The sequence below is a fragment of the Paraburkholderia sp. SECH2 genome (assembly GCF_030464795.1).
GTDB classification, from domain to species: Bacteria; Pseudomonadota; Gammaproteobacteria; order Burkholderiales; family Burkholderiaceae; genus Paraburkholderia; species Paraburkholderia aspalathi.
Window position 1 is genome coordinate 37,542 of the sequence record NZ_JALPRH010000017.1, and the last position, 25,923, is coordinate 63,464.

Consider the following 25,923-nt stretch of genomic DNA (forward strand, 5'->3'; position numbering starts at 1 on the left):
AATGTTCCATGGCTGGGTTCAGCGTCTGCGGCTCATGTTGAACGAGCCCAGCAACGCCAAACGGCAGCAACAAAAAAGCCCGCTTTTGCGTCGGCATAAGCGGGCTTCATGTGCGGGGGAAAGCTGGAGCGGAGGCGGATGACTGCGGCTTTTCCACCATTCGCTTTAGCTGTTTTGGGTTGCCCCGCGTCCGCAAGCTGAGATCAAATCGACGCAAGCCGTCATGCTAACACGCTCGCGGCGTGGCGTGCAGCGGGCCACGACGCGAGCGCCATCACTCAACCGCACTCAACCAACCGACAACTGCAGATGCAGTTGCGAACGCGACGGGCCGCCCTCGGCCGCTTCGCTCGCGGCGTCGCGATCCGATTGCGAGGACGGTGCGAGGCGCGCGGTTTCGATGCGGTCGAGGTACTCGGTGGTCACATCGCCCGTGACGTAGTTGCCGTCGAAGCACGAGGCTTCGAATTCCTTCAGCGCCGGGTTGATGTCGCGCACGGCTTGCTTGAGGGCGTCGACGTCCTGATAAACGAGATAATCCGCGCCGATCATGCGCGCGACTTCATCGTCCGTGCGGCCATGCGCGACGAGTTCGCCGCGCGTGGGCATATCGATACCGTAGACGTTCGGGTACTTCACCGGCGGTGCCGCCGAAGCGAAGATCACCTTGTTCGCGCCGGCGTCGCGTGCCATCTGCACGATTTCGTGCGAGGTCGTGCCGCGCACGATCGAGTCGTCGACGATCAGCACGTTCTTGCCCTTGAACTCGATGCCCATGGCGTTCAGCTTCTGACGCACCGACTTCTTGCGCATCGCCTGGCCCGGCATGATGAAGGTGCGGCCCACGTAGCGGTTCTTGAAGAAGCCTTCGCGATACTCCACACCCAGCTTCTTCGCGACCTGCATCGCAGCCGGACGGGACGAATCGGGAATCGGCATCACGACGTCGATCTCGACGTCGGGCAATTCACGCTTGATCTTCTCGGCGAGGTAATCGCCCATGCGCAGACGCACGTTGTAGACCGGCACGCCGTCGAGCACCGAGTCCGGACGCGCGAGGTACACGAGTTCGAAAATGCACGGGTTCAGGCTCGGATTCGTTGCGCATTGCTGCGAGTGCAAATTGCCTTCGAGGTCGATGAAAATTGCCTCACCCGGCGCGATGTCACGCACAAATTCGAAACCGATACCTTCGATCGCAACCGATTCCGACGCCAGGATCCACTCGACGCCTTCCGGCGTTTCCTGCTTGCCGAGGCACAGCGGGCGAATGCCGAACGGGTCGCGGAAGCCGAGCAAACCGTAGCCGGCAATCAGCGACACGATCGCGTACGAACCCCGCACCCGGCGATGCACGCCCGACACCGCCTTGAACAGCGCAGCCGGATCGAGTTGCAGGCTCGAACTGGAGAGCTGCAATTCGTGCGCGAGCACGTTGAGCATCACTTCAGTGTCGGAGTTGGTATTGATGTGGCGGCGATCGATGCGGAACATCTCATCTTTCAATTGCTGCCAGTTGGTCAGATTGCCGTTGTGCGCGAGTATGATGCCGAACGGCGCGTTCACGTAGAACGGCTGGGCTTCTTCTTCGCTCGATGCAGAACCGGCGGTCGGGTAGCGGACCTGGCCGATACCGGTGGTGCCGGGCAGGCTGCGCATGTTGCGCGTGCGGAACACGTCGCGCACCATGCCGTTAGCCTTGTGCATGTGGAAGTTGCTGCCGTTCGCTGTCGCGATGCCGGCGGCGTCCTGACCGCGGTGCTGCAGAAGCAGCAGGCTGTCATAGATCAGCTGATTGACCGGAGAATGGGAAACTACGCCTACGATGCCGCACATGGCATGTCCTTCAAAGGTACGAAATTCGTAACGGCGGCCGGTGCCTGCGATGCTGCGCGAGGGTACGCGACTACGTAGAGGCACCGGATTGCGCCGGAGTCCTGCTGCGCTCCTCTAACCGTTCACCTGATCGTCACACGCGGACGTAGGCAGCGAGCGTCTCGGGAAGCAGCGGTTTCATTACGTGCACGCCCTCGACCGCATAGGGCCGAAGCAAGGCGTTGCGCCAGAATTCCTGTTGGGGCAGTTCGGTCAAGCCTGCAAGGGCGACCAGAATCAGCACCAGAACGACCCCGCGCACGAGGCCGAACATCAAACCGAGCGAGCGGTCCACGCCGCTCAAGCCGCTCGCCTGCACGATGCGGCTCAGCAACGCGTTCAGCACGCTTGCGACCAGCACCACGCCGATCGCCACCAGCGCGAACGCCAGAAGCCACTGGGTCAGCGCGCCGCCCGGCCACGTGGCAGAGATAAACGGCACGACATAACCAACAAAGCGGCAAGCAATGAAAAACGCCGCGATCCAGCCGATCAGCCCGAATATCTCGGACAAAAAGCCGCGCCATGTGCCGCGCAAGGCCGACAAACCGATCACCGCCATTACAGCGTAGTCGAAGGCAGTGAACATCGCTCGCTTACTGTGCAGCGCCGCTGTTCGCGCCCGACGTCAAGCCGGCCTCACGAACCTTCGCAATCGCGGCGCTAGCCGCTGCACGGTCGGCAAACGGACCAGCGCGCAATAGCGTGAGCGTGGAGCCGTCGGCCTGCTTCCGATGTTCGGTATATGCGGGCACACCGGCCGCTTTCAACTTGGTGGCCCAGGTACGGGCATTGGCGTCGTTCGCAAATGCACCCAGCTGGACGGCGAAACGGCTGCCAGGCGGCGATGCCGGCGTACCGGAATTGGCGTCCGCGCTGGCGGCGGCCGTGTTCGCGCTGTCTTCGCTCGGGGCCGGCGTTTTCGCCGCGCTTTGCGTGGCGGGTGCTTTGGCCGGTTTGGCAGGCGTTTGCGCGACAGGCGCTGCAGGTGCCGTATTGGCGGCAACGGCGGCGGGCGCTTGCGGCTTCGCAGCCGGTTTGGCGGCGGCGGGCGCTGCGCTCGTTGCAGCGCTTTGCTGTTTCGCGGCGCCGGACTGGCCTTGCGTGGCTGCCGTTGTCGGCGCAAGGCCGGAAGCGGCGAGTGCCGCGTCAGGCGCTGGGTTATCCGGTGCTACGCCAGCCTGCGTGTCTTCGTCGGTCTTGGTGGCGACCTTCGGCGCAGGGCGGCTTGGAATGTCGATGGAGATGTCGTCTGTGACGGGCTTTGGATGCGAATCCAGCACCATCGGCAGGATCACCACCGCTGCGACGACCAGCGCGACCGCGCCGACGAGTCTGCGCCGCGCACGCTGCTTTTCAGGCAACGTAGGGTCGAGCAGCATCGCATCGGCATCCACGGTGCGCTCCGTGCGGCGGGTTCGCCGCTCCACGCGCTCGCCACGGGCGGCCCGGGTGGAACTGGTGTTTGCGCCGCGCCGGCTGGGCGCGTCGTCTTTCTTGCCGAACGAGAAAATTCCCATGAATCGCTTGGTTCGAGCCTGGCGCCCGTTCAGTGTTGCTGCGATTTACGGTAGGCCATTACGCCTGCTACCGTATAGAAACTGCCGAAAACTACGATTCTATCATTCTCTGACGCTCGTTTTAGCGCGTCTTGGAAAGCGTCTGCCGGTGTTGCGTAACGCGTCACGCTGCTGTCATTGCCGTCGCTCACGCCCTGCTCGCGCAAAGCCGCTTCGAGTTCTTCCGCCGAAGCCGCACGCGGGGTCGGCAAATCGGTCACGCACCAGTGGTCGATTTCGCCCTTCAGGTGCGTCAGTACACCAGCAATATCCTTGTCGCGCATCGCGCCGAATACCGCATACGTGTACGGGAAAAAGCCCATATTGCCGAGGTTTTGCGACAGCACTGCGGCGGCGTGCGGGTTATGGCCGACGTCGAGCACGATGGCGGGCTTGCCGGGCAGCACCTGGAAGCGCCCCGGCAATTCGACGTTAGCGAGGCCGAGCCTAATGTCCTGCGCCGAAACCGGCAATCGGTCGCGCAGCGCTTCAAGACCGGCTAGCGCCGCCGACGTGTTGATCAGCTGATTCGCGCCGCGCAATGCCGGATAGGCGAGCGCGGAACGGCGCATGGTCGGGCCCACGTAGCTCCATTGCTGGCGCTCGCTACCGGCCTGCCCTTCGTAGCGGAAGTCGCGGCCGAATAGCCACAGCTCGGCGCCGATCTTTTCGGCGTGATCGATCAGAGATTGCGGCGGCACCGGATCGGCGCAGATCGCCGGCTTACCGGGGCGGAAAATACCGGCTTTTTCGAAGCCGATTTTCTCGCGCGTGTCGCCGAGATATTCGGTGTGATCGATATCGATGCTGGTGATGATCGCGCAGTCCGCGTCGAGGATGTTGACCGCGTCGAGGCGGCCGCCCAGGCCGACTTCGAAGATCACCGCGTCCAATCCGCGCGAGGCGAACAGGCTCATGATCGCGAGCGTCGTGAATTCGAAGTAGGTCAGTGTCATCGGTTCGGCAAGGCTCAGGCGCGCGGCTTCGACGGCTTCGAAATGCGGCAGCAGGTCTGCGTCGCTCGCCATTTCGCCGTTCACGCGCGCCCGTTCGTTGAAAGTCAACAAGTGCGGCGACGTGTGGCAGCCAACCGTAAAGCCCGCGCGCAGCAAAATCGATTCGAGAATCGCGCAGGTCGAACCCTTGCCGTTCGTGCCGCCGACCGTGATGATCGGGCACGCGAACGACAACTCCATTGCGTCACGTACCTGCGAGATGCGTCCCAATCCCATGTCGATGCCGACAGGATGCGCGGATTCAAGGTGCGTGAGCCACGCGTCGAGGGTGGGGAATGTGGTCATCGAGCGAATCTTTGCTGCGTTGCGAGATCGTGATTATCCCGGAAATGACAGCGCGCCGCTTGATGACTCTCGCGGCGCGCTATTTTTTGACTGCTTTTCTTGTGGGCGCGGCGCCCTTTCAGGTGCGGCCCTATTGATGCGTAGGCTTATGCGACTGCGTCAGCTGGCTGATGGCTCAAGAGCGCCATCAATTGCGCGATTTCTTCACGCAGCTTGCGACGGTCGACGATCATGTCGACCGCGCCCTTCGTCAGCAGGAACTCAGCACGCTGGAAGCCTTCCGGCAGTTTTTCACGCACGGTTTGTTCGATCACGCGCGGGCCGGCAAAGCCGATCAGCGCCTTCGGCTCGGCGATCACCACGTCGCCGAGGAACGCGAAACTCGCCGACACGCCGCCCATGGTCGGATCGGTCAGCACGGAAATAAACGGCAGCTTGGCTTCGGCGAGCTTGGTCAGCATGGCCGTGGTTTTCGCCATTTGCATCAGCGAAAGCAGGCTTTCCTGCATCCGCGCGCCGCCCGAAGCGGTGAAACAGATAAACGGCACCTTCTGTTCGAGCGCGTTCTGCGCGCCGCGCACGAAGCGTTCGCCGACCACCGAACCCATCGAGCCGCCCATGAACGAGAACTCGAAGCACGCGACCACCACCGGCAGCGTGTGGATGGCGCCACCCATTACGACCATCGCATCGGTTTCGTCGGTGTCGTCCATCGCCTCTTTCAGGCGATCCGGGTACTTGCGGCTGTCTTTGAACTTGAGCGCGTCGACCGGGACGATTTCCTGGCCGATTTCGTAGCGACCTTCCGGATCGAGCAGGCCGTCGAGCCGCTCACGCGCGCCGATGCGCATGTGATGGTCGCACTTCGGGCAAACGTGCAGATTGGCCTCGACGTCATTGCGGTACAGCACGGCTTCGCACGACGGGCACTTGATCCACAGGCCTTCCGGAATCCCCTTGCGGTTCTTCGGGTCGGTTTGTTTGATTTTCGGCGGCAGCAGTTTATCGAGCCAGCTCATATTGAATCCCTCAGGGTCAACCGGTTGCGCAAACGGCGGGACGAACCCGCCGCTCACACTACAGGAGACAAAAAATAACTGTTATCGGGCAGTCGCGACGCTATCGAGCGCCTCGCGCACTTCAGCAATGAAGCGCGTAAGCGTCTCGGCGGCGGCTTCGGGCGCCGCTTGTTCGAGCAATTGCACGATACGGCTGCCGATCACGACGGCATCGGACACTTCGGCCACCGAACGCGCCGTTTGCGCGTCACGGATGCCAAAACCGACGCCCACCGGCAGGGGTACGCGCGACTTGATGGCCGGGATTTTACTCGCGATGCTGGAAACGTCCAGATTTGCCGCGCCGGTCACACCTTTCAGCGACACATAATAGACGTAACCGCTGGCGATTTTGCCGACTTCCGCGATGCGCTCATCCGTGGAGGTGGGCGCAAGCAAAAAGATCGGATCGATGCCGGAAGATCGCATCTGTTCAGCGAAGTTGACGCACTCTTCCGGCGGGTAGTCGACAACCAGCACGCCGTCCACACCAGCCTCTTTCGCCGCTTTGGCGAACGCTTCGGTGCCCATGCGTTCGATCGGATTGGCGTAGCCCATCAGCACCACCGGCGTCTTGTCGTCGGTTTCGCGGAAGCGCTTCACGTCGGCCAGCACGTGGCGCAGCGACACGCCATGCGCCAGCGCGCGTTCGGACGACTGCTGGATCACCGGGCCATCGGCCATCGGGTCGGAAAACGGTACGCCGAGTTCGATCACATCGGCGCCGCCGGCGGCAAGCGCGTGCATGAATTCGACCGTGCGCGCCGGATCCGGGTCACCGGCCGTCATGAACGGAATCAGGCCTTTCTTACCTTGGGCGGACAACGCAGCAAACGTGTTCTTGATACGGGACATGGAATATTCTCGGATTTTTAAGCTACTGCGCGCTTATTGCGCCTCGGTTTGCTGCTCGGCTTTGGCCGCATTCTTGCGGGTTTTGCGAGCGGCAGTGGGCGCCGACGCGGCCGCGCTAACGCGTTCGCGCGCTATCGCGCAGTAACTTTCATTGATCTCATAGCCGACGAATTCGCGCTGCTGCCGAGCGCAAGCGACTGCGGTGGTGCCGCTGCCCATGAACGGGTCGAGCACGCGCCCGCCCTTCGGACAACTTGCCAGCACCATCCGCTCGACAATTTCCAGAGGCTTCTGGGTCGGGTGATCGACGCGCTCGGCGTGTTGCCGATGCAGCCGCGATACCGACCAGACGTCCTTCGGATTATAGCCAAGCTCCAGCCACTTACTGCCTTCGAACAATTTACGCGAACGCGCCTTCTTCGTGACGGCATCGTACGGGATGCGGACGGGATCGAGATCGAAAAAATAATCTTTCGACACCGCGAAAAAGCCGATGTTGTCGTGCACCGAGGTGAATCGGCGAACCGTTCCCCCCATGCTCGGCACACGCCGGTCCCAGATGATTTCGTTGACCATCGTGAGTTTTGTCTTCAGGAAGCTGAAGATTTCCGGCGCGTACTGCCAGGTGCAGAAGATATACAGCGAACCCGACGGCTTGAGCTTTGGAATAGCCAGCTCGAGCCAGCCACGCGTCCAGGCGAGAAAATCCTCGCCGGAGCGCATGTCGGAATCGTTGCCATAATCCTTGCCGAGCCCATAAGGCGGATCGCACAGGATCAGGTCGATCGACCCGTCGGGGATGTTCGCTACATCGGTCAGAAAATCGCGGTTCAACAGCCGGATGCCGGCGGGCACCTGCGCCAACAAGGGTGCGGGCGCCTCGGCCGCCACTACTTCGGCGGCCGGGCTGGTTTCAAGCGCCGGTTGCGGCTCGTCGAACTCGTCGCGCATCGTCGCGGCGCTCAGAACTGAATGCCCGATCGCTCAGCGACCGTATGCATGTCCTTGTCGCCGCGGCCCGACAGATTGACCAGAAGGACCTTGTCCTTCGGCAGCGTCGGCGCGAGCTTCGCGGCGTAAGCCAGCGCATGGCTGGACTCCAGCGCCGGAATAATGCCTTCAATGCGGCAGCAATCGTGGAACGCCTTGAGCGCTTCTTCGTCGGTGATGCTGACATATTGCGCGCGATTGCTGTCTTTTAGCCACGCATGCTCGGGGCCGACACCCGGATAATCCAGGCCGGCCGAGATCGAATGGGTTTCGATAATCTGACCGTTCTCGTCTTGCAGGAGATACGTGCGGTTACCGTGCAGCACGCCCGGCGTACCGGCGATCAGCGAGGCTGCGTGCCGACCGGTTTCGATCCCGTCACCCGCCGGCTCGACGCCGATCAGTTGCACCGAAGTGTCTTCAATGTATGGGTAAAAGATACCCATTGCATTCGAACCGCCGCCAACGCACGCAATCACGGCGTCCGGCTGGCGACCGACCAGTTCGGGCATCTGCACCTTGCACTCGTCGCCGATCACGCGCTGGAAGTCGCGCACCATCATCGGATACGGATGCGGCCCCGCCACCGTGCCGATAATGTAGAACGTGTTTTCGACGTTAGTCACCCAGTCGCGCATCGCTTCGTTGAGCGCGTCTTTCAACGTGCGCGAGCCGGACGTCACGGGCACGACGGTCGCGCCGAGCAGCTTCATCCGGTAGACGTTGGCCGCCTGGCGGCGCACGTCTTCTTCGCCCATGTAGACCACGCATTCCATGCCGAAGCGCGCCGCGATGGTCGCGGCCGCCACGCCGTGCTGACCCGCGCCGGTTTCCGCGATCACGCGCGGCTTGCCCATGCGCTTTGCGAGCAGCGCCTGGCCGATCACGTTATTGATCTTGTGAGCGCCGGTGTGATTCAGGTCTTCACGCTTGAGAAAAACCTGCGCGCCGCCGAGCATTTCGCTCCAGCGTTGTGCGTGATAAATGGGGGACGGACGACCTACGAAATGCTTCAGTTCGCGCTCATATTCGGCGACGAATTCCGGGTCTTTTTGAAATTTCTCATACGCGGCACGCAGTTCGTCGAGTGCGTGAACCAGCGTTTCAGCGACGAACACGCCGCCATACTGGCCGAAATGGCCTCTTTCGTCAGGCAAGTTATACATGGTGATCACTCTTCTCAGTGTGGCGCACGGCTTTCATATGAGAAAACCGCGCCGCCTGAATCATTCAGCGTCCGCTGCGCGCACTGCGCGTACGAACGCCGCCATCCGGGCGTGATCTTTCACGCCCTTGGCGCCCGGCACTTCGATGCCGCTCGAGACATCGACCGCGTACGGGCGCACGCGATGGATCGCATCACTGACGTTTTGCGCGTTCAACCCACCACTCAAAACGGCCCGACGCGCGAGCTCTGCTGGAATAAGTGACCAATCGAAAACCTTCCCGCCGCCGCCATAGCCTTCGACATGGGTGTCGAACAGAAGGCCGCTGGCTGCTGAATAGTTAAGTGCTGATTTTACCAAATCTGCCGGTTGAGTATCCGCCGCGACTCGCAAAGCGCGCAACCAAGGCAAACCCGCAACGCTGGCGAGGGATTCGCACTGCTCCGCGGTTTCGTCGCCGTGGAACTGCAGCAGCGTAAGCCCGACATTGCTGGCAACTTCGCGGATCCAGTCCGGCGTTGCGTTCACGAACAAGCCGACTACCGATATGAACGGCGGCACATCATGCACCAGCTCGACGGCTTGCGCGACGCTCACCGAACGCGGGCTCGGCGGGTAGAACACGAGGCCGATCGCGTCAGCGCCGAGGTCGATCGCCAGCGACACGTCTTCCGGCTTCGACAGGCCGCACAGCTTGATGCGCGTGCGATGCGGCGCGGCATGCTGCTGCGCGCCGGCGTTTGCTTCGGCTGCCAGATTTTCAGTTGATTTCATGTTTGCGCTTGCTCGGTCCATACGGTACTCCACGGCACGCTGCCGGTCTGCGGCGCGGGCACGGCGAATTGCTCAGGATAGCCCACCTGCGCCAGGTACAGGCCGTCAGGCATGAAGGTCGGCGCGGCACAATCGCGATCGCGGCTGGCGAGAACCTCGACCATCCATTCGGCCGGATGGCGTCCCCGGCCGATATCGACGAGACAGCCCATCAGGTTACGCACCATGTGATGCAGGAATGCGTTCGCCCGAAAGCGGAAATGAATGAAGTCGCCCTGTTGCCGCGCGTCGATCTGGTACAGATGTTTGACCGGCGTTTTCGCCTGGCATTGTGACGAACGGAATGCCGAAAAATCGTGTTCGCCGATCAGATGGGCCGCGGCGGCCCGCATGGCCTCGACGTCGAGCGGCGTGTGTACCCAGCCGGCTCGCGTATCCTGCATTGGCGAGCGGAACGGATGGACGTACAGGACGTAGTAATAGGTCCGTTCGAACGCCGAAAAACGCGCGTGAAATTCGTCGGGCATCGGCTTGGCCCACTGCACGGCGATCGTCTTCGGCAGGAAGGCGTTGGTGCCGCGAATCCACGAAAAGTCCGTGCGATCGAGTTCGGTGTCGAAATGCACGACCTGACCAAGGCCGTGCACGCCGGTATCCGTACGACCAGCCACAACGGTTTGCACAGGCGTTTGCGCGAACTCGCGCAACGCCCGTTCGAGCTCGTCCTGCACAGTCTTGCCGTGCGGCTGCGACTGCCAGCCGCAGAATGCCGAGCCGTCGTACTGGACGCCTAACGCAATACGCTTCACGACAACGGCGCGAGCGTCGAGAGCAGCGCGCGAGCCTCGGTGCGCGTGGCCGGATCGTTCGCTTCGATCACTTCGTTGATGAGCGTGCGCGCGCCGGACAGATCGCCGAGGTCGATATATTCGGCGGCCAGATCGAGTTTGTTGCGGGCGATGCGGCTTAGGTCCGCTCGCGTGAAAACCGGCAACGGTTGAGCTGGGCTCGGCGGCAACTCCAGGTCGAAATCGAGCTTGAGCGCGCCGAAGCCGGCCGCGCCCAAGCCCGCGACGGCTGCATGGCCCGCGGTGCCGGCGGTGATTTCGTCAGCGACATGCGGGAAGTCGTCCGGATCGTGCGGCGCCACGGCTTGTTGCGCCGTGGTTTCCGGGGAGGCAACCGGCGGTGTCGCAAGCGATCCGGGTACGCTCACCGCTTCGTCGTCGGTCGATTCGACGCGCGGCGGCAATGGCATGTTGAGACTGCTGAATGCGTCGAGGGCATCGCGCGGGAACTCGGTTGGCACGGATAGCGCGGGCTGAACTGGCGTGATGGGTGCCGGTTCGAAATTTGGTGCGCCGTCGGGCGTCGCGGGTTCGGCGTGCTGATTTGACTGCGGTTGTGGTTCGACGTGGACTGCGTCCTGTTGGGCCGGGGGTACTGCCGACACCGCTGGCACCGGCGTATCGAACGCCGACGTCTCGCCGTGCGGCTGGCCGAACGGCGAAGTCGTGTGCGGTTCGGCATGCTGCCGCGTGAAGTCGATGACCGGCGGCGGGGTGTCCTGATGGCTCCACGACTCTGCAAGCGGCTCATGCGTCGGCTCTGCCAACGGCGTGGCCGGCGCGCTCGATGCCGGCTCGTCGTCCCATTGCAGACGGTGCGGAGGCACCTCTTGCTGGAAGCTCTCGTCGATCGGTTCAAGCGGCGTCAGCGGCAATGCTTCGGCACCGAGTTCCGCGGCCGCTGCGAGGCTCGCAGCCGTGGTCGCCCCGTCGAGGTTTTCGTGATGGGCCGAGGGAAGAGGTTCGGTGTCCGGGCTCGGTTGCGTAGCTTCGAACGGCGCGGGTGTCGGGTGGATTTCCTGCGATGCGTGTTGGAACGCGTCGTGGTCTTGTGCGGGCAAGCCTGTGAGCGGTTGGTGAGCACCGGCTTCGTGTTCTGCTGCGGCGCGTTGCGCCGCGTCATGATCTTCTGCCGCACGCGCAGCCGCGGCTTTGTCTGCCTCCGCGCGTTCAGCTTCGGCGCGCTCCGCCGCAGCCTGTGACGCAGCTGCGTGTTCGGCTTCTGCCTTCTCCACCGCAGCGCGTTCCGCTTCTGCACGTTCCGCCGCCTGGCGTTCGGTCGCCGCGCGCTCTGCATTTTCTCGCTCTGCTGCCTCGCGTACCGCGGCTTCACGCGCCGCCGCCGCGCGAATTTCCGCTTCACGCTCCGCTGCCACGCGTTCCGCCACTTCTCGCGCTGCCGCGTCATCCCCAGCGCTCTCGTGGTCAGTCGGCGCCGACGCCGCTGCATGCCCTGCTGCCGCTTCGCCGCTTACGTCCGACCCTTCGTGCGTCGAATCGACATCCTGCGACGCAGCCGCTCGCGCGGAAGCCGCCGCTGCGTCCTCCGCCAGCGAGGAGCCGCCTGTCGCGGCAGCAGCAACGCGCTTACGTCGACCCAGACGCAAAGCGGCCAGCAGCGCGACCAACGCCGCGCCGATCGCCGCCGCGATGCTCAAATTCGTCTGCGAGATGCCGGCGTCGGTCGACGTGGAAATCGGTGCGCTGCCATGACCGGAAGCGGCTGCCGCGGACGAAACGCCGACGGCCGGTTGCGCTCCGTTTGTAGCAGGCGGGACCGTCGCGGCCGGCGTACCGCCGATGCCATGTTTCTGCAGTTCCATCAGCACGCGGTTTTTCAGCGCAAGCAATTGCTGCAAGCTCGAAACCTGCGCGCGCGGTTGCGATGCCGGTTGTGCGCCGGCCGCCGCTGCGGCAACCGCCGACGCGCCTTCGGCAGCCTCACTGGCCGAAGGCTGGATCGCGCCCGACCAGACGTGTGCGCCGCTGGCCGGCACGGCCTGCGACCCTGCTACGGGGGCCACGCCGGCCGCTGCCGAGCTACCCGGCGTCGCCGAGCTGGCTTCAGCCGTCGAGCTGGCCGTCCCTGAAACCGCAGGCGTGGCAGCCTGAGCCGCAGCGCTTGCCGCGCTCGCCGCCGCGGCGTTGACCTGCGCCACGCCGCTCGCGGCGCCGACAGCAGCACCAACCGTCGCCGCGTTCGGCGCGGAAGCCGCCGCAGCCGTAGCGGCCGATGACGCCGCAGACGCAGACCCCGCAACCGGCGCAGAAGCCGCCGGAGCGCCGGTCGCATCCAGTGCCGGGATCGTCAATAGCGCGCCGACACGCATCCGGCTCGGATCATGACTCATGAAGGCGTTCGGATTCGCCTCGAACAGCGCGCGCGAAGCGCGTGCGAGCGTCCCCTTGTCGTGCGATTGCGTGACGGCAATCGCCACGTCATTCAACGACTGCCCGGGCCGCACCGTATATTGGCTCCCGGCGGCGTAAGAAACGGAAGCGCCCTCGGGCGCGCTCGCGGCGTCGCCCGGCGCTGCCACTGCGCTGCCCACACCGGCGCCCGCCAGCGCGAACGCAAAAGCGGTCATGGCCGTCAGCCGGCCTATACCTTGATGCATAGACATAGCCCGAAGGGAAGAGAGTCGAAGGTTCATCGGGACTCCAGGCGCGTCAGCGCGCAGCCCTTTTTTGCGGTTGAAAAGAGACAAGATAATCGGAGCACACAATGAAAAAAGCGCCGCGCAAGCGCGACGCTTTTTGAGTTTTCTACGCGTCGTGAGCGCGTAGTTTACTTTACTTGTCGAGCACAATGCGAAGCATGCGACGCAGCGGTTCTGCCGCGCCCCACAGCAGCTGATCGCCGACCGTGAAGGCCGACAGATATTCGCCGCCCATCGCCAGTTTGCGCACACGGCCAACCGGCACAGTCAGCGTGCCCGTGACCACGGCCGGGGACAGATCGCGCATGGATGCTTCGCGTTCGTTCGGCACCACCTTGACCCAGTCGTTACCCGACGCGAGGATGCTGTTCACTTCGTCCAGCGGCACGTCCTTGTTCAGCTTGATGGTCAATGCCTGCGAGTGGCAGCGCATTGCGCCGATCCGCACGCAGAGGCCATCTACAGGGATCGAACCCGGCGTGCCCATAGCCGGCTTGCCGAGGATCTTGTTGGTTTCCGCGCCGCCCTTCCATTCTTCCTTCGACATGCCGTTACCGAGATCCTTGTCGATCCACGGAATCAGCGAGCCGGCGAGCGGCACGCCAAAGTTGTCGGTCGGCATACGGTCGCTGTTCATGGCGCTCAGCACGCGACGGTCGATGTCGAGAATCGCCGACGACGGATCCGCCAAGTCTTCCTTGGCCGCGCCGTACAGCGTGCCCATTTGCTGCAGCAGTTCGCGCATGTTTTGCGCGCCCGCGCCCGAAGCGGCCTGGTACGTCATGGCCGTCATCCAGTCGACGAGGTTTTCGCGGAACAGGCCGCCCAGCGCCATCAGCATCAGGCTGACCGTGCAGTTGCCGCCGATGAAATTCTTCTGGCCCTTGACCAGCGCATTCTTGATCACGTCGAGGTTGACCGGATCGAGAATGATGACCGCGTCATCTTTCATGCGCAGCGACGAGGCCGCGTCGATCCAATAGCCGTTCCAGCCCGCTGCGCGCAGCTTCGGGAACACTTCATTCGTGTAATCGCCGCCCTGGCAGGAGATGATCGCTTCGCACTTCTTCAGGTCTTCGATGCTTGTCGCATCTTTGAGCTTGGTCTCGTTTTTGGCGAACGACGGCGCGTTGCCGCCCGCGTTGCTGGTGCTGAAAAACACCGGTTCGATCAAGTCGAAATCGCCTTCCTGTTGCATACGTTGCATCAGGACGCTGCCGACCATACCGCGCCAACCTACGAGACCTACGTTCATGACTTCATACCCTTCGAATGGAAACTTCCCCGCATCTTTGCCCGCAGTGACCGCGCGGGGAAGATGAGCGGGCACGACGGACGATCAGCGTTTCGTGATCGTTTTCGGGGTAATCGTTTTAATGAGCGCTTTGATGGTAATGGCGAGCTCAACCACACGGGCCGTTTTGCCGTGCAGTTTCGAAATCGAGGAGATTTGAGCCATGTGCGCCATCGCTACAATATACACGAAAACCGGAATCTGGCGACGTGATCGTCTGCCGTTATCGTCCGTATTACGCGCGAATCGGCCTGTTTCGAGGCCAATTCGCGTTTTAAAGGCCGCTTTGAAGACTGTTTCGCGGCCTAACTACCAAGTGCTTCAAAGCGCCTTAAAGCGCGGCGACCACTGCATCGCCCATCGCCGCGGTGCCGACCTGCTTGCAACCCGGGGTCAGAATGTCGCCCGTGCGGAGACCCTGTTCCAGCACCTTCTTCACCGCGTTTTCGATGCGATCCGCCTGTTCCGCCTTGTTCAGCGAATAGCGCAGCATCATTGCGGCCGACAGAATCGTTGCCAGCGGATTCGCCACGCCCTTGCCGGCGATATCCGGTGCCGAGCCGTGCGACGGCTCGTACAAGCCCTTGTTGTTCTTGTCGAGCGATGCCGACGGCAGCATGCCGATCGAGCCCGTCAGCATGGCAGCTTCGTCCGACAGAATGTCGCCGAACATGTTGCCGGTCACAACCACGTCGAACGCCTTCGGCGCCTTGACCAGTTGCATCGCCGCGTTGTCCACGTACATGTGCGACAGCTCGACGTCAGCGTATTCCTTCGACACGTCGATCATCACGTCGCGCCAGAACTGCGACGTTTCGAGCACATTGGCCTTATCCACGCTCGTCAGTTTCTTCTGACGTTTTTGCGCCGCTTGAAACGCGACATGCGCAATGCGGCGCACTTCGGGTTCCGAATAGCGCATCGTGTCGAAGCCTTCCTTCGCGCCTTCAAACAGCCCATCCGGCGACGAACGCACGCCGCGCGGCGCGCCGAAGTAGATGTCGCCGTTCAGTTCGCGCACGATCAGGATGTCGAGACCCGAAACGATCTCTTCCTTCAACGAGGAAGCGCCCGTGAGTTGCGGATAGCAGATTGCCGGACGGAAGTTCGCGAACAATTGCAGGTGCTTGCGCAGACCGAGAATCGCCTGCTCCGGACGCAGCGCACGTTCGAGCGAGTCGTATTTCCAGTCGCCAACGGCGCCGAACAGGATCGCATCGGCTTCTTTCGCCAGCGCCAGCGTCGAATCGGGCAGTGGATGGCCCTTGGCTTCGTAACCCGCGCCGCCAACCGGCGCTTCTTCGAGTTCGAACTTTTCGCCGAGTACGTTCAATACCTTGACGGCTTCCTTGACGATTTCGGGACCGATGCCGTCGCCCGGCAAGACTGCGATCTTCATGCGAGTTTCCTTGATGATTTTCTTCGAGACTTTTCTAAGCGTGAATCAGCGAGCCGCTGGGCCCTCAGGCCTGCAAGCCTTTACCCGACGATGCGGTGATTCAGCCACGGCTGCTTCGCAATCCGCTCGGCTTCGAACTGGCGAATCTTGTCAGCATGACGCAGCGTGAGGCCGATATCGTCAAAGCCATTCAGCAGACAGTACTTGCGGAACGCCGCCACTTCGAACGGATATTCGGCGCTACCGTCCGACGTGCGCACGACTTGCGCTTCCAGGTCGACGGTCAGCTTGAAGCCGTTGAACGCGTACGTTTCGTTGAACAGGTGATCGACTTGCTGTTCGGTCAGCACGATCGGCAGCACGCCGTTCTTGAAGCAGTTGTTGTAGAAAATATCGGCGAAGCTCGGCGCAATGATTGCGCGGAAACCATACTGCTCCAGCGCCCACGGTGCGTGCTCACGCGAGCTGCCGCAACCGAAGTTCTTGCGCGCCAACAGCACCGAAGCGCCCTGATAGCGCGGCTGATTCAACACGAAATCCGGGTTCAGCGGACGCTTCGAGTTGTCTTGACCCGGCTCGCCGTGGTCGAGGTAGCGCCATTCGTCGAACGCGTTCGGACCGAAACCCGTGCGCTTGATCGACTTCAGGAATTGCTTCGGAATGATCGCGTCCGTGTCGACGTTCTCACGATCGAGCGGCGCCACGACGCCGGTGTGTACGATGAATTTATCCATGACGCTTGCGCCTGTTTCGAGACCGGGCGATGCGCGTGACGGCCGGAAAGCCGCCCCGGCGCATCGCCGGCAAAAATCAAAAACCGCTTATTTGTCAGCGTGATTGCTGATCGAATTGCCGAGGTGCGACATGTCCTCGCCAAATCCGTGCACCGTGTTGCAGCCGGCCAGACCGAGCAATAGCCCGGCCAGGGTACCGAGTGCGAAACGCCGCAAAAGAGTGGTGCGATTCATGTTCTTCATCATGCGTGTTTATCCAAGCTTGCGAATATCGACGAAATGCCCTTCGATAGCCGCTGCAGCAGCCATCGCGGGGCTCACGAGGTGGGTACGGCCACCGGCGCCCTGACGACCTTCGAAATTACGATTCGACGTGGATGCGCAACGCTCGCCCGGATCCAACCGGTCGGCGTTCATTGCGAGACACATCGAGCAACCGGGCTCACGCCATTCGAAACCGGCATCCGTAAAGACCTTATCGAGGCCTTCACGTTCCGCTTGCGCCTTCACCAGACCCGAACCCGGCACGACCATGGCCAGACGGATGTTCGGTGCGACGCGGCGGCCGAGCTTCTTCACGACGTATGCCGCAGCGCGAATGTCTTCAATGCGCGCGTTGGTGCACGACCCGATGAAGATTTTATCCGGCTTGATGGATTCGATCGGCGCATTCGGTTCGAGCGCCATGTACTTCAGCGCGCGCTCCATTGCATCGCGCTTGACCGGGTCTTTTTCGCGCTCCGGATCCGGCACGCGGCCGTCCACGGCCGTGACCATTTCCGGCGACGTGCCCCACGTGACTTGCGGCACGATTTCCGCAGCGTTCAGCTCGACCACGCGGTCGAATTGCGCGCCTTCGTCTGACTTGAACTGCTTCCAGTACTCGACCGCGTGATCCCACTCGACGCCTGCCGGCGAAAAGGGACGGCCCTTCAGGTATTCGATCGTGGTGTCGTCTACAGCGACCATGCCGGCGCGCGCGCCTGCTTCGATTGCCATGTTGCAGACCGTCATGCGGCCTTCCATGGACAGCGCGCGAATCGTCGAACCGCCGAATTCGATCGCATAGCCCGTGCCGCCTGCCGTGCCGATCTTGCCGATGATCGCGAGCACGATGTCTTTCGCGGTACAGCCGCGCGGCAACGGGCCTTCGACCTTCACCAGCATGTTCTTGCTCTTCTTCTGCAAGAGCGTTTGCGTGGCCAGCACGTGCTCGACTTCCGAGGTGCCGATGCCGTGCGCCAGCGCGCCGAACGCGCCGTGCGTGGACGTGTGCGAGTCGCCGCAGACAATGGTCATGCCCGGCAGCGTTGCGCCCTGCTCCGGCCCGATGATGTGCACGATGCCCTGACGCAGGTCGTTCATCTTGAACTGCGTGATGCCATAGGCGTCGCAGTTCGTGTCGAGCGTATCGACTTGCAGCTTGGAGACCGGATCGGCAATGCCGTGGCTGCGATCCGTGGTGGGGACGTTGTGGTCCGACACCGCCAGATTCGCGCTGATACGCCACACCGGACGCTCAGCCAGCTTCAGGCCTTCAAACGCCTGAGGGCTGGTGACTTCGTGCAGCAGGTGACGGTCGATATAGAGAATCGTCGTACCGTCTTCTTCCGTGTGGACCACGTGTGTGTTCCACAATTTGTCGTAGAGAGTCTGTGCCATGGTATGCGGGGTAGTAATGACTGCGGGCTGACTGTGTCGGTCGATTATGCCACGCAGAACCCCGCTTAGGGCCCATGAATCATGCAAAAAACCGATAAAAAACAGGGAGTTGGGTGGTAGTGACGATACCTGTATGGATGTTACCCGGACCCCATTTGCCACCCGCAGTTTCGCGTATCCAAAACAAAACGCCCCAACGGTCAACCCGTTGGGGCGTTTTTCATTCATCCGGCCGCACGCATTTCACCGCCCTTTGGCGATAAAACGCGCCGCAAAGACTACCGCTTAGCGTTGCGCAATCGGCTTCGCTTCGCGTTGCGTGTCGCCGATGAACAGTTGACGCGGACGGCCAATCTTCTGTTCCGGATCAGCGATCATTTCGTTCCACTGTGCAATCCAGCCGACAGTACGTGCCATCGCGAAGATACACGTGAACATCGACGTCGGGATGCCCAGCGCGCGCTGCACGATACCCGAGTAGAAGTCGACGTTCGGGTACAGCTTGCGCGACACGAAGTATTCGTCTTCCAGTGCGATCTTTTCCAGTGCCATAGCCAGCTTGAACAGCGGGTCGTCGTGCAGGCCCAGCTCTTCCAGCACTTCGTGGCAGGTTTCGCGCATCAGCTTCGCACGCGGATCGTAGTTCTTGTAGACGCGGTGACCGAAGCCCATCAGCTTCACGCCCGAGTTCTTGTCCTTCACCTGCTTGATGAACTCAGGAATATTGTCGACCGAACCAATCTCTTCCAGCATGTTCAGTGCGGCTTCGTTCGCACCACCGTGCGCCGGGCCCCACAGGCAAGCGATACCGGCCGCGATACACGCGAACGGGTTAGCGCCCGACGAACCCGCCAGACGAACCGTCGAGGTCGACGCATTCTGTTCGTGGTCTGCGTGCAGGATCAGGATACGGTCCAGCGCGCGCACCAGCACGTCGTTGACCTTGTACTCTTCGCACGGGTTCGAGAACATCATGTGCATGAAGTTCGCGCTGTACGACAGGTCGTTCTTCGGGTACGCAAACGGCTGGCCGATGCTGTACTTGTACGCCATCGCGACGAGCGTAGGCAGCTTCGCGATCATGCGAATGGCCGACACTTCACGGTGACGCGGATTGTTGATGTCGAGCGAGTCGTGATAGAACGCCGACAGCGCGCCGACTGCAGCGACCAGAATCGCCATCGGGTGTGCGTCGCGACGGAAGCCACGGAAGAAGAAGTGCATTTGCTCATGCACCATCGTGTGCTTCGTGACGGTGTTCACGAACTCGTCTTTCTGCTGCGCGTTCGGCAGTTCGCCCTTCAGCAGCAGATAGCAGGTTTCGAGGAAGTCGGCGTTTTGCGCGAGGTTGTCGATCGGGTAGCCGCGATACAGCAGCTCGCCCTTGTCACCGTCGATGTACGTGATCGCCGAATTGCACGCCGCCGTCGACATAAAGCCCGGGTCGTACGTGAACTTGCCGGTCTGGCCGTACAGTTTGCGGATGTCGATCACGTCCGGGCCGAGAGTGCCCTTGTAAATCGGCATTTCAACGCTCGGCGAATTGTCGCTGAACGATAGCGTGGCTTTAACATCTGACGGGGTCATAGCACATCCTCAATCGAAGTATGGAAACAGGGTTTCGATAATTTGCACGCCTGGGAACAACGGACAAGCGGCGCTCAAGACGTTAGCGGTGCTCAAGCATTCCGCAACAGCTCCAGCACCCGGATCACATCCGGGTCGGCAAGTTCGCCTTCCGGTTCCTTGCGAACGAGCAGCAAGTCCATCAGGTCGTTATCGCTCAGCTCGAGCAGGCGCGTGAGAGCGCCTACATCGGCATCGCTGAGGTCATGCTCATATCGGCTGAAAAAACGCTCAAAGATCAGATCGTTTTCCAGCAGGCCCCGCCGCGCACGCCAGCGAAGGCGCGCGCGGCGGAGAGGGTCGGACTGATGCGATGTTTCGTTCATCCTAGACTGCGCGGCGAACCATCAATTCCTTGATCTTGCCAATCGCCTTGGTCGGGTTCAGGCCCTTCGGGCAGACGTCGACGCAATTCATGATCGTATGGCAACGGAACAGACGGTACGGATCTTCCAGATTGTCGAGGCGTTCACCCGTCGCTTCGTCGCGGCTATCCGCGATGAAACGATAGGCCTGCAACAGACCAGCCGGGCCGACGAACTTGTCCGGATTCCACCAGAAGCTCGGGCACGACGTAGAGCAGCTAGCGCACAGAATACATTCGTACAGGCCGTCGAGCTCGTCGCGTTCTTCCGGCGACTGCAGACGTTCCTTTTCCGGCGGCGGCGTATCGTTGATCAGGTACGGCTTGATCGAGTGATACTGGTTGAAGAACTGCGTGAAGTCGCAAATCAGGTCGCGCACGACGGGCAGGCCCGGCAGCGGACGCAGCACGATCTTCTGCGGCAGGTCGTTCATGTTCTGCAAGCAGGCCAGACCATTCTTGCCGTTGATGTTCATCGCGTCCGAACCGCACACGCCTTCGCGGCACGAACGGCGGAACGACAAAGTTTCGTCCATCGCTTTCAGCTTGAGCAGCGCGTCGAGCAGCATGCGTTCGTGCGAGTCGATTTCGATCTCGTACGTTTGCATGCGCGGCGCTGCGTCCTTGTCCGGATCGTAGCGGTAAATTTCAAATGTACGCTTGGCCATTTCTGAATTCCTTTGACTTGTGCCTTAGAAGGTACGCGCTTTCGGCGGCACCGATTCGACGGTCAGCGGTTGCATCTGAACCGGCTTGTAGTCGAGGCGATCGCCTTCGCTGAACCAAAGCGTATGGCGCAGCCAGTTTTCGTCGTCGCGATGTTCGAAGTCGTCTTGCGCGTGCGCGCCGCGGCTTTCCTTGCGGGCTTCGGCGGAAACCATCGTGGCGCGGGCCACTTCGATCAGGTTCTCCACTTCCAGTGCTTCGATACGCGCCGTGTTGAACACCTTCGACTTGTCTTTCAGATAGATGTTGTCGACACGGTCAGCCACTCCGCGAATCCGCTCGACACCTTCGGCCAGCAGCTTCGACGTGCGGAACACGCCGGCGTGCGCCTGCATCGTGGAACGGATGTCAGCCGCAACGGTCTGCGAGTATTCGCCCGACGTGGACTTGTCCAGCTTGTTCAGACGCGCCAGCGAGAAATCGCCTGCGTCGGCCGGCAGCGGCTTGTGTTCCTTGATGTCCTTCACGTGCTTGACGATGTGGTTGCCGGCCGCGCGGCCGAACACCACCAGGTCGAGCAGCGAGTTCGTGCCGAGACGGTTTGCGCCGTGCACCGACACGCACGAGCATTCGCCCACTGCGTAGAAGCCGTTGACGACTTCCTTGTGATCCCGCGACGTGCCAACGACCTGGCCGTTGATGTTCGTCGGGATACCACCCATCTGATAGTGGATGGTCGGCACAACCGGAATCGGCTCTTTAATACAATCGACGTTCGCGAACTTCATGGCGATTTCGCGGATCGACGGCAGACGCTTCATGATCGTCTCAGCGCCGATGTGCGACAGGTCGAGCAGCACGTGATCCTTGTTCGGACCCACGCCGCGGCCTTCCTTGATTTCCTGGTCCATCGAACGCGAAACGAAGTCGCGCGGCGCCAGATCCTTCAGCGTCGGCGCGTAGCGTTCCATGAAACGCTCGCCGTTCGAGTTACGCAGAATACCGCCCTCACCACGCACGCCTTCGGTAATCAGCACGCCCGCGCCGGCCACGCCGGTGGGGTGGAATTGCCAGAATTCCATGTCTTGCAGTGCGATACCCGAACGCGCAGCCATACCCAAGCCGTCACCGGTGTTGATGAACGCGTTCGTGGATGCTGCGAAGATCCGGCCCGCGCCGCCCGTAGCGAACAGCGTGGTCTTGCCTTCGAGGATGTAAACGTCGCCGGTTTCCATTTCCAGCGCGGTGACACCAAGCACGTCGCCGTCGGCGTCGCGGATCAGATCCAGCGCCATCCATTCGACGAAGAACTGCGTCTTGGCTGCCACGTTTTGCTGATACAGCGTGTGCAGCAGCGCGTGACCAGTACGGTCAGCGGCCGCGCAAGCGCGTTGCACCGGCTTTTCGCCGTAGTTGGCGGTGTGGCCGCCGAACGGGCGTTGGTAAATCGTGCCGTCAGCGTTACGGTCGAACGGCATGCCGAAGTGTTCGAGTTCGTACACGGCGTTCGGTGCTTCACGGCACATGAACTCGATCGCGTCCTGGTCGCCGAGCCAGTCGGAACCCTTGATCGTGTCGTAGAAGTGGTAGTGCCAATTGTCTTCGCTCATGTTGCCGAGCGAGGCGCCGATGCCGCCTTGGGCAGCGACCGTGTGCGAACGCGTCGGGAACACCTTGGACAGCACGCAAACCGACAGACCGGCGCGCGCGAGTTGCAGCGAAGCGCGCATCCCCGAGCCGCCTGCGCCGACGATAACCACGTCAAACTTGCGACGCGGCAGAGAATTCTTGATTGCAGCCATTCTTTTACACTCTCCAGAGAATCTGCGCAGCGTAGCCCGCACATGCGAGCAGCCAGACGATCGTCAGCGCTTGAAGAAACAGGCGCGTGCCAACGGGCTTCACATAGTCCATCCAGATGTCGCGGATACCAACCCACGCGTGATAGAACAGCGACAGCAGCGTGACGAACGTGGCGAGCTTCATCCATTGCGTTGCAAAGATCGAGGCCCAGCCGTCATACGAGAAATCGCGCGCGCCGAAGAACCACGCGAGCAGGATCACCGTGTAGACGGCCATGATGCAGGCGGTAATGCGCTGGGCGAGCCAGTCGCGCAGGCCGTAATGTGCGCCGACGACGAGACGCTTCGGACCGATTCGGTTATTAGCTGCCATTTTTTTAGAATGCTCCGAAGAGTTTGAGCGCGAAAGCAATCGTCAGAAGCGACGAAACGACCAGCACCACGATGGAGGTTTGCTTGCCCTTCTCTTTGGTCGTGAGGCCGTGGCTCGTGTCCATGAACAGGTGACGGACACCAGCGCAGAAGTGGAACAGGAAGGCCCACGCGAGAACGAGCGTGATGAGCTTGACGATGATGTTGGAGAGGAAGCCCTTGAACACTTCGAAGCTAAGTTCGGAAGTCAGGCTCTGATCGAAGAGGTACAGCAGGAACGGAAGAAAAACAAAAAGCAGCCCACCGCTTAAGCGGTGCAAGATGGACACGCGCCCCGCTAGCGGGAGACGGTATGCCGTCAAAATCTGCCCGATACCGATGTTCCGGAATTCCGGCCTCGGTTTTTTTACGGCTTCAGCCATGCTAGACCCCTACTATGTAGTCACACTAATCCGCAATTTTAGCGCCTTTTTATATCGCGCTGCAGCGAAAACCACTACAGGTCCGTTACAGCGCGCGCGATAAAGGCGCCTTCAAACAGGCGCGCGTGTGGGACGCGACGCCTTTTTTCGTCCCGATTCAGCTCAGATCGTTCTGATAGTAATACCCGGTTGTGACATACCAACCACGGCGCACCTCAACCGGCCGGTCTCCATATGTATAGGAGACGCGTTCGACCGAAAGCAGCGGGAAACCCGCCGGCACATGCAGCAGATCGGCGACTGCCGGATCAGCTGCGACCGCGCGGATCTTCTCCGTTGCGCGGATCATGCGTGTGCCGAATTCCGTCTCGAACATGGCGTAGAGGGGACCTTTATACTCCGACAGCCGCTCAAGCGTGAGCCCGCGAAACACCGCGCCGGGTAACCAGATTTCGTCCAGTACGGTGACTTCACCGTCGAACTGCAGCAAGCGCTTGATCAATACCACCGGATCGGCGGGTTTCAGATCGAGTTGCCGGGCGATGTCCGCCGAAGCACGCAAACGCCGACACTCAAGCAGGCGGCTGACGTGCGGATGTTCCGCGCCGTCATCGGCCAGTAATCTGAGGAAGCGAAACTGGGCGCGGTCTTCATTGTGCGTTGCAACAAAAGTACCCTTGCCCTGGCGGCGCACCAGCAGGTTGTCGGCAGCAAGCTCGTCGATCGCTTTGCGCACAGTTCCCTGGCTGACCTTGAATCTGGCCGCCAATTCGACTTCACTAGGAATGATCTCGCCAGGTTTCCATTCGCCGGTTTCGAGGCTCTGCGTAATCAAGCCCTTGATCTGCTGATACAAGGGGCTGAAAGTGGGCGACGTGGCGGGCGTGGCAGCGGATACACCCTCGCCCGTGGCCCCATGGCCGTTCGGATTCGCGGTGTTCGCCTGGTTCGAAGTCATCCGCGCATTTCATCATAAAGGGCCGGGCCGCGTCTAGGGTTTTCCCCGCAACAGATATGTCTTATATAAGACATAAGATAATGTTGACTTTGTGTCTGACGGCTCCTACACTCCTTGTCGAGCAAGGGTTTGCGGGTTTTTCGGCGGCTGTTTTGCACTGTGCAATACAGCGCCGCAGCGCACCGGCAGCCACTCTGCGCCATGCTGTTCCCACGCAGTCCAGGTTTCGATTCGCCGCCATTCGTTGGTCAGACGCTTGCCGAAACGCGCTGTTTGCAGGAGCCCGCATCGTGCAGCGGCTACCCGGCGCCAGGATGCCCCGCTCCCCGCCCAGCAGCACAGGTTTCCGGCATGGCGGTCTTGCCGCAGCGCGCCGCACAGCCTCGGCACATTCCGAGGCCGTACGCAAACAGTGAATTCCGCCGTGTTTCACAACGCTTCGCTGAACGCACATATAGAATGGCGTTTTCCCTAGCGTCTAACGCATCGTCCTGGAGATTTCTCAATGGCTAAGCCCGCAAAGCGCGTTGCCGTCACCGGCGCCGCAGGTCAAATCGCTTACTCCCTACTGTTCCGCATCGCCAATGGCGACCTGCTCGGTAAGGACCAGCCGGTTATCCTGCAACTGCTCGACCTGCCGCAAGCGCAAGGCGCCGTCAAAGGCGTCGTGATGGAACTGGATGATTGCGCATTCCCGCTGCTGTCGGGTGTCGTGATCACTGACGACCCGAAGGTTGCATTCAAGGATGCAGACGTTGCCTTGCTGGTCGGCGCACGTCCGCGTTCGAAAGGCATGGAGCGTAAAGACCTGCTGTCGGCAAACGCCGAAATCTTCACGGTTCAGGGCAAGGCGCTGAACGAAGTCGCGAGCCGCGACGTGAAGGTGCTGGTGGTCGGCAACCCGGCCAACACCAACGCTTACATCGCAATGAAGTCGGCGCCGGATCTGCCGAAGAAGAACTTCACCGCCATGCTGCGCCTCGACCACAACCGCGCGCTGTCGCAATTGGCCGCCAAGTCGGGCAAGCCGGTCGCTTCGATCGAAAAGCTGGCTGTGTGGGGCAACCACTCGCCGACCATGTACCCGGACTTCCGCGTTGCAACGGCAGAAGGTCAAGACCTGACCAAGCTGATCAACGACGAAGAATGGAACCGCAACACGTTCATCCCGACCGTCGGCAAGCGCGGCGCGGCGATCATCGAAGCGCGCGGCCTGTCGTCGGCAGCGTCGGCAGCTAACGCTGCAATCGACCACGTGCGTGACTGGGTGCTCGGCACGAACGGCAAGTGGGTCACGATGGGTATCCCGTCGGACGGTTCGTATGGCATTCCGGAAGACATCATCTACGGTGTGCCGGTTACGTGCGAAAACGGCGAGTACAAGCGCGTTGAAGGTCTGGCAATCGACGCGTTCTCGCGCGAAAAGATGGACGGCACGCTGAACGAGCTGCTCGAAGAGCGCGAAGGCGTTCAACATCTGCTCGGCTAAGCCCTGATGCAGACGAACCGGAACTCCGTAGCTTTATCGCGGCGGGTTC

Annotated in this window: 24 protein-coding genes; 1 reads left to right on the top strand and 23 read right to left on the bottom strand. The window is 61.5% G+C overall.

Going from position 1 to position 25,923, the window contains the following annotated elements:
- Positions 1-288: 288 nt before the first annotated feature.
- The 23 genes from purF to M0D66_RS24915 all read right to left on the bottom strand — a co-directional run bounded on the left by purF (position 289) and on the right by M0D66_RS24915 (position 24,385).
- On the bottom strand, positions 289-1,836 hold the full coding sequence (gene purF / locus M0D66_RS24805; protein ID WP_093634948.1) for an amidophosphoribosyltransferase: 1,548 nt from the start codon (positions 1,834-1,836) through the stop codon (positions 289-291).
- A gap of 133 nt (positions 1,837-1,969) precedes the next feature.
- Positions 1,970-2,464: a CvpA family protein gene (locus M0D66_RS24810; protein ID WP_266211810.1), complete on the bottom strand. Its 495-nt coding sequence runs from the start codon at positions 2,462-2,464 to the stop codon at positions 1,970-1,972.
- Between the two features lie 7 nt (positions 2,465-2,471).
- Positions 2,472-3,395: an SPOR domain-containing protein gene (locus M0D66_RS24815; RefSeq protein ID WP_200650921.1), complete on the bottom strand. Its 924-nt coding sequence runs from the start codon at positions 3,393-3,395 to the stop codon at positions 2,472-2,474.
- 29 nt (positions 3,396-3,424) lie between these two features.
- Complete coding sequence (folC, locus tag M0D66_RS24820; protein ID WP_266211812.1) at positions 3,425-4,735, bottom strand: bifunctional tetrahydrofolate synthase/dihydrofolate synthase; 1,311 nt, start codon at positions 4,733-4,735, stop codon at positions 3,425-3,427.
- A gap of 146 nt (positions 4,736-4,881) precedes the next feature.
- On the bottom strand, positions 4,882-5,754 hold the full coding sequence (gene accD / locus M0D66_RS24825) for an acetyl-CoA carboxylase, carboxyltransferase subunit beta (protein WP_093634944.1): 873 nt from the start codon (positions 5,752-5,754) through the stop codon (positions 4,882-4,884).
- Between the two features lie 81 nt (positions 5,755-5,835).
- The gene (trpA, locus tag M0D66_RS24830; RefSeq protein ID WP_211705672.1) at positions 5,836-6,648 is read right to left on the bottom strand and encodes a tryptophan synthase subunit alpha; all 813 of its coding nucleotides are present in this window, start codon (positions 6,646-6,648) and stop codon (positions 5,836-5,838) included.
- A 33-nt stretch (positions 6,649-6,681) separates the two neighbouring features.
- Positions 6,682-7,599 (bottom strand): site-specific DNA-methyltransferase, encoded by a 918-nt coding sequence (locus M0D66_RS24835; protein ID WP_093634942.1) that lies wholly within the window; start codon positions 7,597-7,599, stop codon positions 6,682-6,684.
- An 11-nt stretch (positions 7,600-7,610) separates the two neighbouring features.
- Positions 7,611-8,804, bottom strand: a complete 1,194-nt coding sequence (gene trpB, locus M0D66_RS24840; RefSeq protein WP_054034924.1) for a tryptophan synthase subunit beta — start codon at positions 8,802-8,804, stop codon at positions 7,611-7,613.
- A 60-nt stretch (positions 8,805-8,864) separates the two neighbouring features.
- On the bottom strand, positions 8,865-9,578 hold the full coding sequence (locus M0D66_RS24845; protein ID WP_054034795.1) for a phosphoribosylanthranilate isomerase: 714 nt from the start codon (positions 9,576-9,578) through the stop codon (positions 8,865-8,867).
- Positions 9,575-10,387 carry a tRNA pseudouridine(38-40) synthase TruA gene (gene truA / locus M0D66_RS24850; protein WP_211699794.1) on the bottom strand — a complete coding sequence of 271 codons (813 nt, stop codon included), beginning with the start codon at positions 10,385-10,387 and terminating at the stop codon, positions 9,575-9,577. The genes M0D66_RS24845 and truA overlap by 4 nt, the downstream gene beginning before the upstream one ends.
- Positions 10,384-13,080 (bottom strand): FimV/HubP family polar landmark protein, encoded by a 2,697-nt coding sequence (locus M0D66_RS24855; protein ID WP_211705673.1) that lies wholly within the window; start codon positions 13,078-13,080, stop codon positions 10,384-10,386. The genes truA and M0D66_RS24855 overlap by 4 nt, the downstream gene beginning before the upstream one ends.
- Before the next feature lie 139 nt (positions 13,081-13,219).
- Positions 13,220-14,341: an aspartate-semialdehyde dehydrogenase gene (gene asd / locus M0D66_RS24860; protein ID WP_027805102.1), complete on the bottom strand. Its 1,122-nt coding sequence runs from the start codon at positions 14,339-14,341 to the stop codon at positions 13,220-13,222.
- 370 nt (positions 14,342-14,711) lie between these two features.
- Positions 14,712-15,779 (bottom strand): 3-isopropylmalate dehydrogenase, encoded by a 1,068-nt coding sequence (gene leuB / locus M0D66_RS24865; protein ID WP_200617441.1) that lies wholly within the window; start codon positions 15,777-15,779, stop codon positions 14,712-14,714.
- Between the two features lie 80 nt (positions 15,780-15,859).
- Positions 15,860-16,513 (bottom strand): 3-isopropylmalate dehydratase small subunit, encoded by a 654-nt coding sequence (gene leuD, locus M0D66_RS24870; protein ID WP_154557949.1) that lies wholly within the window; start codon positions 16,511-16,513, stop codon positions 15,860-15,862.
- Positions 16,514-16,600: 87 nt separating this feature from the next.
- Entirely contained in the window at positions 16,601-16,759 is a 159-nt protein-coding gene (locus tag M0D66_RS24875) for an entericidin A/B family lipoprotein (protein WP_028196115.1), read from the bottom strand.
- Positions 16,760-16,765: 6 nt separating this feature from the next.
- Positions 16,766-18,175 carry a 3-isopropylmalate dehydratase large subunit gene (gene leuC, locus M0D66_RS24880; RefSeq protein WP_154557951.1) on the bottom strand — a complete coding sequence of 470 codons (1,410 nt, stop codon included), beginning with the start codon at positions 18,173-18,175 and terminating at the stop codon, positions 16,766-16,768.
- A gap of 285 nt (positions 18,176-18,460) precedes the next feature.
- Entirely contained in the window at positions 18,461-19,762 is a 1,302-nt protein-coding gene (gene gltA, locus M0D66_RS24885) for a citrate synthase (protein WP_028196113.1), read from the bottom strand.
- Between the two features lie 92 nt (positions 19,763-19,854).
- On the bottom strand, positions 19,855-20,127 hold the full coding sequence (locus M0D66_RS24890) for a succinate dehydrogenase assembly factor 2 (protein ID WP_097397112.1): 273 nt from the start codon (positions 20,125-20,127) through the stop codon (positions 19,855-19,857).
- 1 nt (position 20,128) lies between these two features.
- Positions 20,129-20,833, bottom strand: a complete 705-nt coding sequence (locus M0D66_RS24895) for a succinate dehydrogenase iron-sulfur subunit (RefSeq protein WP_054034792.1) — start codon at positions 20,831-20,833, stop codon at positions 20,129-20,131.
- A gap of 24 nt (positions 20,834-20,857) precedes the next feature.
- The gene (gene sdhA / locus M0D66_RS24900; RefSeq protein WP_211705674.1) at positions 20,858-22,633 is read right to left on the bottom strand and encodes a succinate dehydrogenase flavoprotein subunit; all 1,776 of its coding nucleotides are present in this window, start codon (positions 22,631-22,633) and stop codon (positions 20,858-20,860) included.
- Positions 22,634-22,637: 4 nt separating this feature from the next.
- Positions 22,638-23,006: a succinate dehydrogenase, hydrophobic membrane anchor protein gene (gene sdhD, locus M0D66_RS24905; RefSeq protein ID WP_054034791.1), complete on the bottom strand. Its 369-nt coding sequence runs from the start codon at positions 23,004-23,006 to the stop codon at positions 22,638-22,640.
- A gap of 4 nt (positions 23,007-23,010) precedes the next feature.
- The gene (gene sdhC / locus M0D66_RS24910) at positions 23,011-23,427 is read right to left on the bottom strand and encodes a succinate dehydrogenase, cytochrome b556 subunit (RefSeq protein WP_054034790.1); all 417 of its coding nucleotides are present in this window, start codon (positions 23,425-23,427) and stop codon (positions 23,011-23,013) included.
- 157 nt (positions 23,428-23,584) lie between these two features.
- A complete protein-coding gene (locus tag M0D66_RS24915) occupies positions 23,585-24,385 on the bottom strand; it encodes a GntR family transcriptional regulator (RefSeq protein WP_054034789.1) in 801 nt (266 codons plus the stop codon).
- Between the two features lie 505 nt (positions 24,386-24,890).
- On the opposite strand from M0D66_RS24915, the gene M0D66_RS24920 reads away from it, so the two are divergent.
- The gene (locus M0D66_RS24920; RefSeq protein ID WP_074289036.1) at positions 24,891-25,874 is read left to right on the top strand and encodes a malate dehydrogenase; all 984 of its coding nucleotides are present in this window, start codon (positions 24,891-24,893) and stop codon (positions 25,872-25,874) included.
- Positions 25,875-25,923 lie beyond the last annotated feature (49 nt).

Bases quoted from the DNA above. Each gene is read 5' to 3' on its own strand.
- sdhC (WP_054034790.1), bottom strand. From the start codon at position 23,427: ATGGCTGAAGCCGTAAAAAAACCGAGGCCGGAATTCCGGAACATCGGT.
- M0D66_RS24855 (WP_211705673.1), bottom strand. From the start codon at position 13,080: ATGAACCTTCGACTCTCTTCCCTTCGGGCTATGTCTATGCATCAAGGT.
- leuD (WP_154557949.1), bottom strand. From the start codon at position 16,513: ATGGATAAATTCATCGTACACACCGGCGTCGTGGCGCCGCTCGATCGT.
- sdhD (WP_054034791.1), bottom strand. From the start codon at position 23,006: ATGGCAGCTAATAACCGAATCGGTCCGAAGCGTCTCGTCGTCGGCGCA.
- trpB (WP_054034924.1), bottom strand. From the start codon at position 8,804: ATGTATAACTTGCCTGACGAAAGAGGCCATTTCGGCCAGTATGGCGGC.
- M0D66_RS24815 (WP_200650921.1), bottom strand. From the start codon at position 3,395: ATGGGAATTTTCTCGTTCGGCAAGAAAGACGACGCGCCCAGCCGGCGC.
- M0D66_RS24920 (WP_074289036.1), top strand. From the start codon at position 24,891: ATGGCTAAGCCCGCAAAGCGCGTTGCCGTCACCGGCGCCGCAGGTCAA.
- M0D66_RS24810 (WP_266211810.1), bottom strand. From the start codon at position 2,464: ATGTTCACTGCCTTCGACTACGCTGTAATGGCGGTGATCGGTTTGTCG.
- M0D66_RS24915 (WP_054034789.1), bottom strand. From the start codon at position 24,385: ATGACTTCGAACCAGGCGAACACCGCGAATCCGAACGGCCATGGGGCC.
- leuC (WP_154557951.1), bottom strand. From the start codon at position 18,175: ATGGCACAGACTCTCTACGACAAATTGTGGAACACACACGTGGTCCAC.
- M0D66_RS24835 (WP_093634942.1), bottom strand. From the start codon at position 7,599: ATGCGCGACGAGTTCGACGAGCCGCAACCGGCGCTTGAAACCAGCCCG.
- M0D66_RS24845 (WP_054034795.1), bottom strand. From the start codon at position 9,578: ATGAAATCAACTGAAAATCTGGCAGCCGAAGCAAACGCCGGCGCGCAG.
- sdhA (WP_211705674.1), bottom strand. From the start codon at position 22,633: ATGGCTGCAATCAAGAATTCTCTGCCGCGTCGCAAGTTTGACGTGGTT.
- accD (WP_093634944.1), bottom strand. From the start codon at position 5,754: ATGAGCTGGCTCGATAAACTGCTGCCGCCGAAAATCAAACAAACCGAC.
- M0D66_RS24890 (WP_097397112.1), bottom strand. From the start codon at position 20,127: ATGAACGAAACATCGCATCAGTCCGACCCTCTCCGCCGCGCGCGCCTT.
- gltA (WP_028196113.1), bottom strand. From the start codon at position 19,762: ATGACCCCGTCAGATGTTAAAGCCACGCTATCGTTCAGCGACAATTCG.
- M0D66_RS24895 (WP_054034792.1), bottom strand. From the start codon at position 20,833: ATGGCCAAGCGTACATTTGAAATTTACCGCTACGATCCGGACAAGGAC.
- M0D66_RS24875 (WP_028196115.1), bottom strand. From the start codon at position 16,759: ATGATGAAGAACATGAATCGCACCACTCTTTTGCGGCGTTTCGCACTC.
- leuB (WP_200617441.1), bottom strand. From the start codon at position 15,779: ATGAAGATCGCAGTCTTGCCGGGCGACGGCATCGGTCCCGAAATCGTC.
- purF (WP_093634948.1), bottom strand. From the start codon at position 1,836: ATGTGCGGCATCGTAGGCGTAGTTTCCCATTCTCCGGTCAATCAGCTG.
- folC (WP_266211812.1), bottom strand. From the start codon at position 4,735: ATGACCACATTCCCCACCCTCGACGCGTGGCTCACGCACCTTGAATCC.
- asd (WP_027805102.1), bottom strand. From the start codon at position 14,341: ATGAACGTAGGTCTCGTAGGTTGGCGCGGTATGGTCGGCAGCGTCCTG.
- trpA (WP_211705672.1), bottom strand. From the start codon at position 6,648: ATGTCCCGTATCAAGAACACGTTTGCTGCGTTGTCCGCCCAAGGTAAG.